Genomic DNA, 13,095 nt, shown 5'->3' on the forward strand with positions numbered 1-13,095 from the left:
TTCACCCGCCCTCGTTGTTTGGGGTTGCAAAAGTCCCACTTTTTCCAACACACTCCAAATATTTTAACAACTATTTTTGAAAATATTTCACAATCACCTAACAACCAAACCATTACACCTACAAAAAAATACCCAGCTCCTCCCCAAAATATCGTAAAACGTGCTCACGCAAAACGTTTTCTTGGCTAATTAATGAGATACGAGGCAGTTTTTCGTTCAATTTCCAGTGTGGCCAACCATCTTTATCAAGTCCTTCGAGGGTATAAAAGCCCGATAAACTGAGAACTTTACAGGTAGCAATGTGCATTAAATCCTGTTTTTGCTCTTTTGTAAAGTGCAAAGGCCCCTTCCCCAGCTCTTGAACTCCTATTAGAAATAGGACGCTGTTCAAATCTTCTGGTCTTTTACCCACCATTGACTGGAGCGTATCCAACAGTTTTTCCCAATTTTTTTCGAGTTGTTCGTTTACCTCTATCATATCCTATATATATAAGCACTATTTAGAAAGTTCGTCCCAATACTCAACGGCACGACGTAGGTGTGGAATCACGATTGAACCGCCGATGAGTGTGGCGATTGAAAACACTTCTTGAATTTGTGGTTCGGTTACGCCCAATTCTTTGCATTTCCCTAAATGGTATTTTACACAATCGTCACACCGAAGAACCATCGAACACGCAAGCCCCAACATTTCTTTGGTTGCTTCATCAAGATGCCCTTCTGAATAACAATTTGTATCTAAATTGAAAAGGCGCTTAATAATAAGATTATCGGACGACATAATGCGGTCGTTCATTTTAGTCCGATAGCTATTGAAATCTTCTACAAGTGACATACGTATAAATAGTAAATGCTTTGGTCAATGATATGGTTAACAAAACTGAGGTTATGCCTATTTTGTTCCCTACCTTGACCAAAGCATTGATTCAACAATGAATTAATGGATGATTAATGAGCTGATAGTTCGCTCATTTTCTGTTTATGAACCGAAGTAATTTCTATCAAATCAGCGACTAACCCCGTCCAGCCCATCTGGTGGGATGCTCCTAGCCCATCTCCGTTATCTCCATTAAAGTATTCATAGAATAAGTACAAATCTTTGAAGTGTTCGTCTTCTTGGAACAACTTCGATGAAGTATAGACTGGGATATTGCCGTTTGCGTCTCTACGGAAAATATTAATCAGTCGCTCCGCTACGCACATAGCAGCTTCCCGAACAGTCATAACGTTGCCTGAATTGGTAGGATATTCAATCTCGTAGTCGTCGCCGTAGTAGTTATAGAACTTCAACAGTGAATCGACGATTAGGAAGTTAAGCGGGAACCAAATGGGGCCACGCCAGTTAGAGTTTCCACCGAAGATACTGCTTTCGGATTCGGCAGGCGTATATTTCACTCGAAGCACTTCCCCATTTACGTAAAACTCGTACGGATGTTTTTCGTGGAATTTTGACAAAGCACGGATACCATAGTCCGACAAAAATTCGGTTTCGTCAAACATTCGTTTGAGCAACATCTTCATTCGGTGACCGCGAAGCAAAGCTAATAAGTGTGATTCTCCTTTGCCTGGTTCGTGCCAACGAGACACCAACGACGCCAAATCGGGTCGATTGGTGAGTACCCATTCTACCCTTCTTTTAAAGTCAGGGAGCTTTTCGAGCAAATCGTCGTCCAAAATCTCGACGGCAAATAGCGGAATCAGACCGACCATAGACCGCACTTTCAACAACATACTTCTATTGTCAGGGGTATGGAGTACATCATAGTAAAATTGGTCTTCTTCGTCCCAAAGGCTAATTTTATCTCCCCCCAATGACTTCATGGCAGCAGCAATGTGCAAGAAGTGCTCAAAAAATTTCGATGCCATGTCTTGGTACGCAGGTCGTACCAACGAAATTTCACAGGCAATGCGAAGCATGTTCAATGTGTACATGGCCATCCAACCCGTTCCATCGGCTTGTTCCAAATACCCACCTGTTGGTAATTCTGCACTTCTATCAAATACCCCAATATTATCAAGCCCTAAGAAACCACCTGAGAAAACGTTGTTTCCTTCGGCATCTTTACGGTTGACCCACCATGTAAAGTTGAGCAGCAATTTATGGAAAACACGTTCAAGGAAGGCCACATCTCCCTGTCCGTTCATTTCACGGTCAATTTCATAGACTTTCCAAGTTGCCCACGCGTGTACAGGCGGGTTTACGTCCGAGAAGTTCCATTCGTAAGCAGGCAACTGACCATTGGGGTGCATGTAATACTCCCGAAGCACTACTGCCAGTTGTCGTTTGGCAAAATAAGGATCAAGTCGAGCCAAAGTAACGGTATGAAATGCCAAGTCCCAAGCTGCAAACCAAGGATACTCCCATTTATCGGGCATCGACAAAATATTGGCCGTGTACATGTGCTTCCACGTAAGGTTACGCGGATAGGCTCTTCCTTTGAACTCGAACGGCATCTTAGGATCACCTTTGAGCCATTCGTTTACATTATAATAAAAGAACTGTTTATTCCACAACATTCCCGCAAAGGCTTGACGCTGCACGGTACGAAGCTCAGGGTCAGTAACATTTTTTTGCAAGTCATCGTAAAACTCGTCGGCTTCGGCTTTGCGTTGTTCAAAAATTTCGTCGAAATCCTCAAACGCGTTCATCAAGTGGGTTTGATTTGAAAAACGAAGGCGAATTTCTACGCTTCCACCAGCAGGTACTATTTTTTTATAATGCCCCGCCGCTTTCGAACCAATTTGATTTCGATTGATAAATTGCTTTTTCCCCGTAACAATGTAATTATTGATACCATCTTTGGTATAAGGGATGGCATTCGGTTTTCCAAATATCTTTTCTGTATTGGTTTCGTTTTCACAGAAAATTAGCTCATCGGCTCCATCCAAATAAAACTTATACCGTCCCAGCAAGCGGTGGTTTACGTCAATTTGACGATTGGCAATACCATTCAGAATGGGTTTGTAATTGAACTGCTCGTATCCCCACGACCACGTGTTGCGAAACCAGAGTGTGGGCAAAATGGTCAATGGCGCTTCTTTGGTATAGCGGTTATGTGCCGTAATTTTTACCAACAAGTCGTTTTCATCCGCTTTGGCATACTCTATATATATATCAAAGTAGCGATTATCATTAAAAACGCCCGTATCCAAGATTTCATACTCGGGTTGAAGGCGGTTTCGTTTGCGGTTTTCCTCCGATAGTTTGGCATAGGGAAATGCTTGCTGCGGGTATTTGTACAGCAATTTCATGTAAGAGTGAGTCGGTGTACTGTCGAGATAATAGTACAATTCCTTCACATCTTCCCCGTGATTTCCTTCGGGTCCTGTTAGGCCAAACAAACGTTCTTTGATGATGGGGTCTTGGTGATTCCAAAACGCAAAAGCTAGGCAGATGTGCCCTTTATTATCCGAAATACCACCGATGCCATCTTCACCCCAACGATACGCATACGAACGAGAAAGTTCGTGTGAGATGAACCCCCACGAATCGCCCCAGTAACTATAATCTTCGCGAACAGTCCCCCATTGGCGTTCAGCTAAGTAAGGCCCCCATTTTTTCCAGCCTTTGTTGTCGGCACGCGCATGAATACGCTTTCTTTCAGCAGTATCTTTCATTGTGTATTAGAGTGGGTTATTACAAGGAATTACAAAAATAGCGGAATCAGCGATAGGTTTTTCTGCAATTTTGCATCAAATAAGCATTTATTCCCATCTTCAACTATCTTTTTTATGTATTTTTTGCGCTGGAAACTACTATTTATCTTTCTATGGGGCAATATTCCCTTGCTTTTTTCTCAAGTTTATTCTCCTACCTCTACCATCGCGCTGGTAGGAGCAATGGACGAAGAAATTGAATTACTTCAACGTTCATTGCAACATTCCAAGACAAAAATCATACACGGAATTCCGTTTTATACGGGGAAAATTGGAAAACAAAAGGTCGTTATTCTCAAAACAGGAATTGGAAAAGTAAATGCCTCGATGGCAGTGGCTTTTCTCCTTAATGAATTTCGTCCTAAACAGCTGATTTTTACGGGAATTGCGGGTGGTTTACATCCCGATTTGGAGGCAGGCGATATTGTCATTGGTAAACAAACCCTCCAATACGATTATGGCCAAGCGACCAACGACAGTACATTTACCCGAAGTACTCGCAACCCGATGACGAAACAACTCAATCCTTTGTATTTTTTGGCTGACTCTATGTTATTAACAACAGCTCAAGAAGTAGCCAAGCATACCAATTTTCAGCCATTGGGTACGACTCATCGTTCACCAAAAATTTTGACAGGAACGATTGTCACGGGCGATTTGCTCGTTACTTCTGAAAACAAAGCCAACGAACTGCGTCGAAAATTTGGGGCGGACGCCACCGAAATGGAAGGAGCAGCCGTGGCGCAAATTTGCTGGCAACAAAAAGTACCTTGTTTGGTTATCAGAAGCATGAGCGATAAAGCCGACAGCAAAGCGCGCGATAGCATCGAAAATTTTAAACAGGTGGCATCTTACAATTCAGCGCACCTTTTACTAAATTTATTGGGGAAACTTCCCTAAAAAGGTGCATTTTGTGACATCATTCATTCCCTAAATCAGGTCAATTATGACGAATCGTGAATTTCATCAACAGCTTTTAGACGAATTGAACCGTCGTTACGAAAAAGTAAAATTAGGCGGTGGACTTAAAAACATCGAAAAACACAAAGCAAAGGGAAAACTAACCGCCCGCGAGCGCATCGACTATATGGTGGACGACGCTAACGATTTTGTGGAAGTAGGCGCATTTGTAGGCGAAGGTATGTATCCCGAAGAAGGCGGCTGCCCATCGGGCGGTGTGGTGATTGGGATCGGGAAAGTATCGGGGCGGCAGTGCGTGATTGTGGCCAATGATGCGACGGTGAAGGCAGGCGCTTGGTTTCCGATTACAGCCAAAAAGAACTTACGGGCCCAAGAAATTGCCATTGAGAACCAACTTCCCATTATTTACCTCGTCGATAGTGCGGGGATTTACCTACCCCTTCAAGCCGATGTATTTGCTGATAAAGAGCACTTTGGAAGAATTTTCCGTAACAATGCCGTGATGTCGTCCATGGGCTTACTGCAAGTAGCGGCCATTATGGGAAGCTGCGTTGCAGGCGGGGCTTACTTGCCTATCATGTCGGACGAAGCGCTGATTGTGGAAGGGACGGGTTCGATATTTTTGGCAGGTCCTTACTTAGTCAAAGCGTCCATTGGTGAAGACGTAGATGCCGAAACCTTGGGTGGTGCCTCCACCCACTGTGAAATTTCGGGTGTTACCGACAATAAATACCCCGACGACCCTTCCTGTTTGGACGCTATCAAACGCATTTTTGACCGAATTGGCCATTCGCCTAAAGCTGGGTTTGACCGCATTGTACCCGCTCCACCCAAAAAAAATCCCGACGAAATTTTTGATTTGCTCCCCGCCGACCGCAACAAGCCCTACGATATGCGGGAAATCATTGAGCGAATTGTAGATAACTCCGAGTTTGAAGAATATAAACAATTGTACGGTCAGACTTTGCTCTGCGGTTATGCTCGAATTGACGGTTGGTCGGTAGGAATTGTGGCCAATCAGCGAAAAATGGTCAAAGCTAAAAAAGGAAGTGGAAGCGGTAACGAAATGCAAATGGGCGGCGTGATTTACTCCGACTCCGCCGACAAAGCTGCCCGTTTTATCATGAACTGTAACCAAAAGAAAATTCCGCTGGTGTTTCTGCACGATGTGACAGGTTTCATGGTAGGCAGTCGTTCGGAACAAGGCGGGATTATTAAAGACGGCGCTAAGATGGTCAATGCCGTAGCCAACTCGGTGGTGCCCAAGTTCACGTTTATCATCGGAAACTCTTACGGCGCGGGTAACTATGCCATGTGCGGCAAAGCCTACGACCCGCGTTTGATTTATGCGTGGCCAACGGCTCAATTGGCCGTTATGAGTGGGGCTTCGGCGGCCAAAACGCTGCTTCAAATTCAGGTGGCTACGCTTAAAGCCAAAGGTCAAACGATTGACCCCGAAGTTGAAAAAGAGCTTTTATCCGACATCACCAACCGTTACAACGAACAGCTTTCACCGTATTATGCGGCTGCACACTTGTGGACCGACGGTATCATTCATCCCTTAGACACGCGCCGCACCATTTCGGCAGGTATCGAAGCGGCCAACCATGCGCCTATTCAAAAGCCATTCAATGTAGGAGTGATTCAGACGTAATTAAACGCTTTATGAAAAATCTACCTCGACTGGTTGTATTATTCATACTACTCCTGTCCCACCAAGTGATGGGGCAGGAGTTTTCGCCTTATTTCGAAGGGCTTACCAAGCAATTACGTTTGAATAAGCCTAGATTGCCGCGAAACTCCTACCAAGTAAGGCTCTGGGTTAACCTTTCACTAGCTATTGGAGAGGCCGAAGAATTGTACATCATTACCCAAAAACGAAAAAAATTATCCCTCGAAAAACGTACTCTTTTTCACACCAAAGAAGGATTTCTACGTTCTACGGTTGATTTCAAAGTCAGTTTAAAAGAAACCACTTTTTTTAATGAACTGATTGCCAACGCTGTCTTATCAAGCCGCGACCAATCCATCGTTACAGATTCATTATACAATGTATATCGTTCTTTTAAACAAACGACTCGGGTTGAAATACAAGATGGCGAAGTACAAGTGATTTCTAATAAACCTCCAAAATTGACCATGTTGCTAGACGGAACTACGTATTATTTTGAGGTGATGGGAAATGATTTTTTCAGAAAGTATAAATTTCATTCACCCAAATCCTACGCAAAAATGTATCCTGAAATAGGAGAATTGAGTCGAAACGTAGATTTGGTTCGGCGTATTTACATCGCCTTCTCTGAAAATACGAAAGACATCAGCTATGTGTCCAGCTCAAGTAACCGTCATTTTGCCCGTTTTTAACGGTGAAACTACGCTCGCAAGGGCAGTAAAATCAATTCAGCAACAGACCTACCCACACTGGAAACTCCTCCTCCTCGACGATGGTTCGACGGACTCTACCCTGAAAATTGCACATTCATTTCAAGATTGTCGGATTACAATCATCAGTGATGGGCTTCACAAAGGCATCGTCGAGCGGCTTAATCAAGGGGTGAAGCTCGCCGATACACCCTACATTGCACGAATGGATGCCGACGATTTTTCCTTGCCCGAACGATTAGAACAACAAATCATTTTTTTGGAAAATACCCCCCAAGTTGACCTTGTAGGTACGGCAATTCACTTAGTTAGCCCCACTGGCGAAGTAATTGGAAAGCGTATATTTTCTACTTCACATTCGGGTATAGTTTCTAAACCTTGGCTCAAAACCATTTCAATCGCTCATCCCACTTGGTGTGGACGTACTGCATGGTTTAAAAAATGGCCTTATCAAGATTTTTCCAGAAATGAAGACCAAGAACTTCTCCTGAGAGCAGCTTCTTCGAGCACATACTCAAATCTCTCAACTCCTTTGCTAGAATATACCTTTAAAAATAATTTCTACCAAAATTTTCAAACTCGCTTTAGCTGGTTAATCGTTTTGGTAAAATACTATCTAAAAAGATGGCATTTTATTAAACTATTCTTAGGTATATCTGTATTTTTTGTTAAAATTTTTCTAGATTTTTTGCGAAAGCTCTTGCACTAATTACCTATTTTAAAGTCACCAAGGTTTTAAAAAGTGACTCATTATGAAGGTAATACACACATTTACTGTACCCATTTCGCTTTGTTTCTTAGAAAATCAATCGTCGTTTTGGAATATAAACCAATATAATCTGCACGTCCTTTCGTCAGAACACCGTGGGCTTTTGAAGGAGTTTGGTCAAAAGAATCATCTCACCACTTTTGCGATTCCTTTTACCCGCAACAAAGACATTCTCAATTCGCTCTCAAATATAAGAGTGCTTTACGCTTACTTCCGTAAGCATCGCCCTACCCTAGTTCACGGCAACACCCCCAAGGCCGCCTTTCTAAGCATGATGGCTGCGACGTTCGCCCGTGTGCCTGTTCGCGTGTATGAAATGCACGGGCTTCCACTCGAAACGGCCCGCTGGCCTTGGAAACTATTCTACTGGGGAATAGAAAAAATGACATGTGCGTTGGCTACCCACGTCATCGCGGTCAGTCCTTCCCTACGGCAAAGTGCCATCCAAAAACGTTTGATTTCTACGCAGAAAATTTCGGTTATGCACCACGGCAGTTGCAACGGCATAGATGCCAAACAGAAATTTAACCCTGCTTTTATCGACTTAGAAAAAGTAGAAAATTTACGAAAAAAGTGGAATCTCAATCCTGCTCAGCCCATCGTCGGATTTGTGGGTAGGCTCACGCCCGACAAAGGTATTCAAGAATTGTATGATGCTTGGCAATGGGTAAAGCAGGTCATTCCTGCCGCTAAACTTTTGATGGTGGGTGACTGTGACGACCGACAGCCTATTTCCCATCGGTTGCTTTCACAATTGAAACACGATACTTCGATTGTACACATCAATCACCAATCAGACATTGCTTCCGTGTATGCACTGATTGATTTTTTGGTATTGCCCAGTCACCGCGAAGGACTCGGGAACGTTGTCCTAGAAGCCGCTGCCATGGGCAAACCCGCAGTGGTGAGTAACGTCACGGGCTTGAAGGATGCCGTTGACGATAACCGAACAGGCACATTTTGCGCGCCCCGCTCAGCCCAAGACCTTGCAGCGAAAATAATTGCCTACCTCCAAAACCCGCAGCTCATCCACCAACATGGGCAAGCAGCCCAGCTCCGCGTCCGCAAATGGTTTGTTCCAGAAGACGTATGGCACGCAAAACTTATGCTTTATCGGCGTTTGGTAGCCGCTACCGAATCCGTAACTTTGCCGCATGTACCCACAATTTTTCAAACCGCTGATTGACAAAACCGTCGCTGGTATTTTACTACTCCTTACTTTACCTATTACGCTGTTGGTAAGTGGATTGTTGTATTTTTATAACGACGGAAAACCTTTCTTTTTTCAACTGCGGCCTGGACTTCATGGGCAGATTTTTAGGATTTGGAAGTTTAAAACCATGAACGACCGTAAGAATAAACAGGGAGAACTATTACCCGACCACGAGCGCCTGACAGCGGTAGGGAAATGGGTACGCAAAACTTCGCTAGATGAATTGCCTCAGCTTATCAATGTATTGAAGGGCGATATGTCGCTGGTTGGGCCTCGTCCGTTATTAGTGGAATACTTACCGTTGTACAATCTCCGTCAACAGCGCCGACATGAGGTCAAACCTGGGATTACGGGCTGGGCACAAATCAATGGGCGCAACGCGATTTCATGGCAGCAAAAATTTGAGTACGATGTTTGGTACGTAGAAAATCTTTCCTTCTTTCTCGACTTGAAGATTTTATGGCTAACGGCCATGAAAGTGGTTAAATCGGAAGGAATAAATGCTTCGCAGACAATGACAATGGAAAAATTTACGGGAAATAACTAACTCCAACGACTATGCTCTTATACGGTGCCAGTGGTCACGCCAAGGTAATCATCAGTTGTTTGCGGGCCCAAAATGTAGAAATCAACGCCATTTTTGATGATGATTTATCGAAAAACGAACTTTGGGGAATTCCTGTCGTTGGAAAGTATCGTGCCCAACAATCGCCGTCTCTTCCCCTCATTATTTCTATAGGCTACAATGCCATACGAAAAAAAGTAGCTTCAAGCATACAACATCGTTTTGGAAAAGTGGCTCATCCTACGGCTATCATTGACGAATCGGTGGTATGGGATGAAGGGACCGTTATTTTTCACAACACGGTAATTCAAGCCGACGCTTATATTGGTAAACACGTGATTGTCAACACCGCCGCCTCCATCGACCACGACTGTATTATTGGAGATTTTGTACACATTGCACCCAGAGCCACGCTGTGCGGCAACGTTCGGGTAGGAGAAGCGACGTTGATTGGCGCTGGGACAGTCGTCGCTCCTAACTTAACCATTGGCAAAAACTGTATGATTGCCGCAGGAAGTGTTATCACCAAAAACATTCCTGACAACGCCATTGTACGCGGCAATCCTGCTCGGGTTATCAAAATAAGTGCTTGATTACAAGTTAACTGTTATTTGTTAGCCGTTTGAGTGTGCCGAGGGATGCTCACACCCCGAGCTTTAGCTTAGTTCTTCTTAAAGATGTGGTATAAAAGCCGACGGACAATGTTGTTGACCCAACCTCCTGCCCGAATCCAAACAATTGTTTTTATTAAAAGGAGTCCAAACACAATAGCAAAGCCCCAATAACGGCTATCGAGCCATTCGTTGAGTAAAACGGCTAACATTATAAAAACAAAAATGCCCGTCAGAGAAACCAGCAACAACAAAACCACCAAATAGATGATTTGAATAACAATGTTTTCAATCTGCTCTTGGGCTTCGGTTTTGAATAAATCCAGGCGGGCTTCGAGGTATTTGTATAAATAATCCCGAATTTCTTCGATTTTTTCTATCATTCTGGGTAAGTATTTCAATACGATTAACAATTTTACGTAAAACTCTTTAGTCTTACAAAGCGTTTCACCAATGTCGTTCGTACCTTTGTATCCTTATTTATTGATACTCACATGACTGTAGTTCCTTATAAAGATAAAGACGCTTCTAAGCGTGAGCAAATTGCTGAAATGTTTGATAACGTATCGGCAAAATATGATTTTTTAAATCACTTCCTGAGTGCAGGAATTGATTTTTACTGGCGCAAACGTGCCATCAAACTTCTTCAACCCGAAAAACCTCAAACGATTTTGGACATTGCCACGGGCACGGGTGATTTTGCCATTGAAGCCCTCAAGCTAAATCCCACCAAAATCGTTGGGGTCGATATTTCGGAGGGGATGTTGGCGGTAGGCCGTGAGAAAATCAAAAAAATGGGCAAGGAAAACGTGATTGAACTTCGCAGTGGCGACTCGACCAATCTCATGCTCGAAACCAATTCGTTCGATGCGGTCATTGCCTCTTTTGGAGTCCGTAACTTTGAAAACCTATTAGCGGGCCTCACCGAAATGTGCCGGGTGACCAAACCAGGCGGAACTTGCGTTGTTTTGGAGTTTTCAAAACCGAAAACTTTCCCTTTCAAACAATTATACAACTTTTACTTTCGTTACATTTTACCAGTTATCGGACGAATGGTTTCCAAAGATGCCTCGGCCTACACCTATTTGCCCGAATCGGTACAGGCGTTTCCTGATGGAAACGCCTTTTTGAAAGTTTACGAACAGGCAGGTTTTAAAAACACGAAATGCATACCACTCACTTTCGGAATTTGCTCCATTTACGTTGGCAAAAAGTAATTGTTGGCGCGTTGCTCCTTGGGCAAGCAATCTTGTTTTCGGCAAACGCCCAAACGTCAAGCTATTACCGCAAACATTTAGAACACTACGACGATAAGCCCGTACATTACGGCTTTTTGTTTGCCCTGCCCGTCACCCGTTTTGGTATCGTGCATAGCAATACGTTTTTAACCCAAGATACCCTCAATCGCATTACGGCACCTGCCACGGCAGGTTTCCGCATGGGCTTTGTGGTAAATGGCTATCTCAATGATAGTTGGGATATTCGTACGACGCCTTCGGTATCGCTGTATGACCGCCAAGTTCGGTATGAATTTGCCAAGGGAAGTACCCGCAGTGAACTTCGTGAGGCTACGTGGATTGAAATCCCTGTCTTGTTCAAATACAAATCTCAACGTCGCATGAACACCCGCATGTACATGCTTGGGGGTATGACATTTGGTTTTGAAACCAACGTTCGGAAGCGTCTTCGCCAAGGTTCGGATTTTCTCAATACCCGTGGTTCAGATTTGACGGTGGACTACGGTTTCGGGCTTGAGCAATTCTTGGCCTACACAAAATTTTCCCCTGAAATTCGATTTTCGCACGGCATTGTTAACTTATTCCGTGCCAATGACCTCAATACCGTAAGTAACGGAATCCGTCGTTTGACTTCCCACTCCGTTACAATTTATTTGATGTTTGAATAAACCGATTGTTTTTTCAAACTTTGTATAAATGAATCCCAAATTGTTGGGCTATCCGCTATTTGACCAATAGCGGATAGTTTCTTTTATTCCAAATCATCAACTATCATGTCAGAAATTGCTCTTTTAGACGAAATCCCGTCTTTAGACTTATCCGATTTTACCTCGGGCAATCCTGAGCGCAAAGCCAAATTTGTTCAAGATTTAGGTTCTGCTTTTAATAATATTGGCTTTGTAGCCATTTCTAACCACGGCCTGACGGAAGACATTCGGGTAAAACTTTATGAAACTGTTCAGGCGTTTTTTAAACAACCAGACGAAGTCAAATACAAATACGAGTTTCTTGAACTCAACGGTCAGCGTGGCTACGTCAGCAAAGGGCGTGAAAAAGCGAAAGGGTTTAAAGTAGCTGATTTAAAGGAGTTTTATCACGTAGGCCAGCCTACTCCCGAAGGCGAAATGCCGTCCAATGTTTTCCCCGAAGAAGTACCTAACTTTGAAGAATACACAACCTTGGTTTTCAATACATTTGAAAATACAGGAAAAACCCTTCTTCGCGCCATTGCCCTGTATCTCGACTTGGAGGAAGATTATTTTGAAGACAAGGTACGTAACGGAGATAGCATTTTGCGGGCGTTGCATTATTTTCCACTTGACCCCGAGACTGTACCCGAGGGAGCCGTTCGGGCGGCGGCCCACGGCGACATCAACCTCATTACGTTGTTGATGGGTGCCAGTGCGGAAGGATTAGAAGTGCTCCGTCGCGATGGAGCTTGGATTGCTGCAACGCCTTCGCCCGACCAAATCATCATCAACGTAGGCGATATGCTCGACCGCCTCACCAACCACAAACTCAAGTCAACGATTCACCGCGTAGTCAATCCTCCACGTGAAAAGATGAATACGTCGCGGTACTCGATTCCGTTTTTTATGCACCCACGTGCCGAGATGAACTTGACTTGTTTGAGCAGTTGCGTTACGGCCGAACATCCCAAACTGTACGTTGACATGACCGCAGGTGAATTCCTAAACGAACGCCTCATCGAGCTTGGATTGAAAAAAGCATAATCATCC

At 43.9% G+C, this 13,095-nt stretch carries 14 protein-coding genes; 10 read left to right on the top strand and 4 right to left on the bottom strand.

Annotation, left to right across the window (positions count from 1 at the left end):
* Window positions 1-118: 118 nt before the first annotated feature.
* From DTQ70_RS23355 to DTQ70_RS23365, 3 genes are all read right to left on the bottom strand, one after another.
* Window positions 119-478 carry a hypothetical protein gene (locus DTQ70_RS23355; protein WP_122933036.1) on the bottom strand — a complete coding sequence of 120 codons (360 nt, stop codon included), beginning with the start codon at window positions 476-478 and terminating at the stop codon, window positions 119-121.
* A gap of 18 nt (window positions 479-496) precedes the next feature.
* Window positions 497-835: a carboxymuconolactone decarboxylase family protein gene (locus DTQ70_RS23360; protein WP_122933037.1), complete on the bottom strand. Its 339-nt coding sequence runs from the start codon at window positions 833-835 to the stop codon at window positions 497-499.
* 113 nt (window positions 836-948) lie between these two features.
* The gene (locus DTQ70_RS23365; RefSeq protein ID WP_122933038.1) at window positions 949-3,618 is read right to left on the bottom strand and encodes an MGH1-like glycoside hydrolase domain-containing protein; all 2,670 of its coding nucleotides are present in this window, start codon (window positions 3,616-3,618) and stop codon (window positions 949-951) included.
* A 114-nt stretch (window positions 3,619-3,732) separates the two neighbouring features.
* Between DTQ70_RS23365 and DTQ70_RS23370 the strand changes: the two genes are divergently transcribed.
* Genes DTQ70_RS23370 through DTQ70_RS23400 form a run of 7 tightly spaced genes read left to right on the top strand, consistent with a single transcriptional unit; the run spans window position 3,733 to window position 10,100 of the window.
* Window positions 3,733-4,557: a 5'-methylthioadenosine/adenosylhomocysteine nucleosidase gene (locus DTQ70_RS23370; RefSeq protein WP_164490172.1), complete on the top strand. Its 825-nt coding sequence runs from the start codon at window positions 3,733-3,735 to the stop codon at window positions 4,555-4,557.
* A gap of 46 nt (window positions 4,558-4,603) precedes the next feature.
* Window positions 4,604-6,232, top strand: coding sequence for an acyl-CoA carboxylase subunit beta (locus tag DTQ70_RS23375; RefSeq protein WP_122933039.1), 1,629 nt, complete (start codon window positions 4,604-4,606; stop codon window positions 6,230-6,232).
* Window positions 6,233-6,243: 11 nt separating this feature from the next.
* Window positions 6,244-6,942 carry a hypothetical protein gene (locus DTQ70_RS23380; RefSeq protein WP_164490173.1) on the top strand — a complete coding sequence of 233 codons (699 nt, stop codon included), beginning with the start codon at window positions 6,244-6,246 and terminating at the stop codon, window positions 6,940-6,942.
* Window positions 6,902-7,669, top strand: coding sequence for a glycosyltransferase family 2 protein (locus tag DTQ70_RS23385; protein WP_122933041.1), 768 nt, complete (start codon window positions 6,902-6,904; stop codon window positions 7,667-7,669). Before DTQ70_RS23380 ends, DTQ70_RS23385 begins: the two co-directional genes overlap by 41 nt.
* Before the next feature lie 43 nt (window positions 7,670-7,712).
* Entirely contained in the window at window positions 7,713-8,915 is a 1,203-nt protein-coding gene (locus tag DTQ70_RS23390; RefSeq protein ID WP_122933042.1) for a glycosyltransferase, read from the top strand.
* Window positions 8,884-9,489 carry a sugar transferase gene (locus DTQ70_RS23395; protein ID WP_122934532.1) on the top strand — a complete coding sequence of 202 codons (606 nt, stop codon included), beginning with the start codon at window positions 8,884-8,886 and terminating at the stop codon, window positions 9,487-9,489. The genes DTQ70_RS23390 and DTQ70_RS23395 overlap by 32 nt, the downstream gene beginning before the upstream one ends.
* Window positions 9,490-9,500: 11 nt before the next feature.
* On the top strand, window positions 9,501-10,100 hold the full coding sequence (locus tag DTQ70_RS23400) for an acetyltransferase (protein WP_122933043.1): 600 nt from the start codon (window positions 9,501-9,503) through the stop codon (window positions 10,098-10,100).
* Between the two features lie 68 nt (window positions 10,101-10,168).
* Here the strand turns inward: DTQ70_RS23400 and DTQ70_RS23405 are convergent, their stop codons facing one another.
* Window positions 10,169-10,501, bottom strand: coding sequence for a phage holin family protein (locus DTQ70_RS23405; protein ID WP_122933044.1), 333 nt, complete (start codon window positions 10,499-10,501; stop codon window positions 10,169-10,171).
* Window positions 10,502-10,612: 111 nt separating this feature from the next.
* Here DTQ70_RS23405 and ubiE point away from each other — a divergent pair, with 111 nt between their 5' ends.
* From ubiE to DTQ70_RS23420, 3 genes are all read left to right on the top strand, one after another.
* Window positions 10,613-11,335: a bifunctional demethylmenaquinone methyltransferase/2-methoxy-6-polyprenyl-1,4-benzoquinol methylase UbiE gene (ubiE, locus tag DTQ70_RS23410; protein WP_122933045.1), complete on the top strand. Its 723-nt coding sequence runs from the start codon at window positions 10,613-10,615 to the stop codon at window positions 11,333-11,335.
* Window positions 11,284-12,024 carry an outer membrane beta-barrel protein gene (locus DTQ70_RS23415; protein ID WP_122933046.1) on the top strand — a complete coding sequence of 247 codons (741 nt, stop codon included), beginning with the start codon at window positions 11,284-11,286 and terminating at the stop codon, window positions 12,022-12,024. The genes ubiE and DTQ70_RS23415 overlap by 52 nt, the downstream gene beginning before the upstream one ends.
* A 105-nt stretch (window positions 12,025-12,129) precedes the next feature.
* Window positions 12,130-13,089 (top strand): isopenicillin N synthase family oxygenase, encoded by a 960-nt coding sequence (locus DTQ70_RS23420; RefSeq protein WP_122933047.1) that lies wholly within the window; start codon window positions 12,130-12,132, stop codon window positions 13,087-13,089.
* Window positions 13,090-13,095: the final 6 nt, after the last annotated feature.

The organism is Runella sp. SP2, from assembly GCF_003711225.1.
In the GTDB taxonomy this organism is placed as follows: domain Bacteria; phylum Bacteroidota; class Bacteroidia; order Cytophagales; family Spirosomataceae; genus Runella.

Bases quoted from the DNA above. Each gene is read 5' to 3' on its own strand.
- DTQ70_RS23355 (WP_122933036.1), bottom strand. From the start codon at position 478: ATGATAGAGGTAAACGAACAACTCGAAAAAAATTGGGAAAAACTGTTG.
- DTQ70_RS23360 (WP_122933037.1), bottom strand. From the start codon at position 835: ATGTCACTTGTAGAAGATTTCAATAGCTATCGGACTAAAATGAACGAC.
- DTQ70_RS23365 (WP_122933038.1), bottom strand. From the start codon at position 3,618: ATGAAAGATACTGCTGAAAGAAAGCGTATTCATGCGCGTGCCGACAAC.
- DTQ70_RS23370 (WP_164490172.1), top strand. From the start codon at position 3,733: ATGTATTTTTTGCGCTGGAAACTACTATTTATCTTTCTATGGGGCAAT.
- DTQ70_RS23375 (WP_122933039.1), top strand. From the start codon at position 4,604: ATGACGAATCGTGAATTTCATCAACAGCTTTTAGACGAATTGAACCGT.
- DTQ70_RS23380 (WP_164490173.1), top strand. From the start codon at position 6,244: ATGAAAAATCTACCTCGACTGGTTGTATTATTCATACTACTCCTGTCC.
- DTQ70_RS23385 (WP_122933041.1), top strand. From the start codon at position 6,902: ATGTGTCCAGCTCAAGTAACCGTCATTTTGCCCGTTTTTAACGGTGAA.
- DTQ70_RS23390 (WP_122933042.1), top strand. From the start codon at position 7,713: ATGAAGGTAATACACACATTTACTGTACCCATTTCGCTTTGTTTCTTA.
- DTQ70_RS23395 (WP_122934532.1), top strand. From the start codon at position 8,884: ATGTACCCACAATTTTTCAAACCGCTGATTGACAAAACCGTCGCTGGT.
- DTQ70_RS23400 (WP_122933043.1), top strand. From the start codon at position 9,501: ATGCTCTTATACGGTGCCAGTGGTCACGCCAAGGTAATCATCAGTTGT.
- DTQ70_RS23405 (WP_122933044.1), bottom strand. From the start codon at position 10,501: ATGATAGAAAAAATCGAAGAAATTCGGGATTATTTATACAAATACCTC.
- ubiE (WP_122933045.1), top strand. From the start codon at position 10,613: ATGACTGTAGTTCCTTATAAAGATAAAGACGCTTCTAAGCGTGAGCAA.
- DTQ70_RS23415 (WP_122933046.1), top strand. From the start codon at position 11,284: ATGCATACCACTCACTTTCGGAATTTGCTCCATTTACGTTGGCAAAAA.
- DTQ70_RS23420 (WP_122933047.1), top strand. From the start codon at position 12,130: ATGTCAGAAATTGCTCTTTTAGACGAAATCCCGTCTTTAGACTTATCC.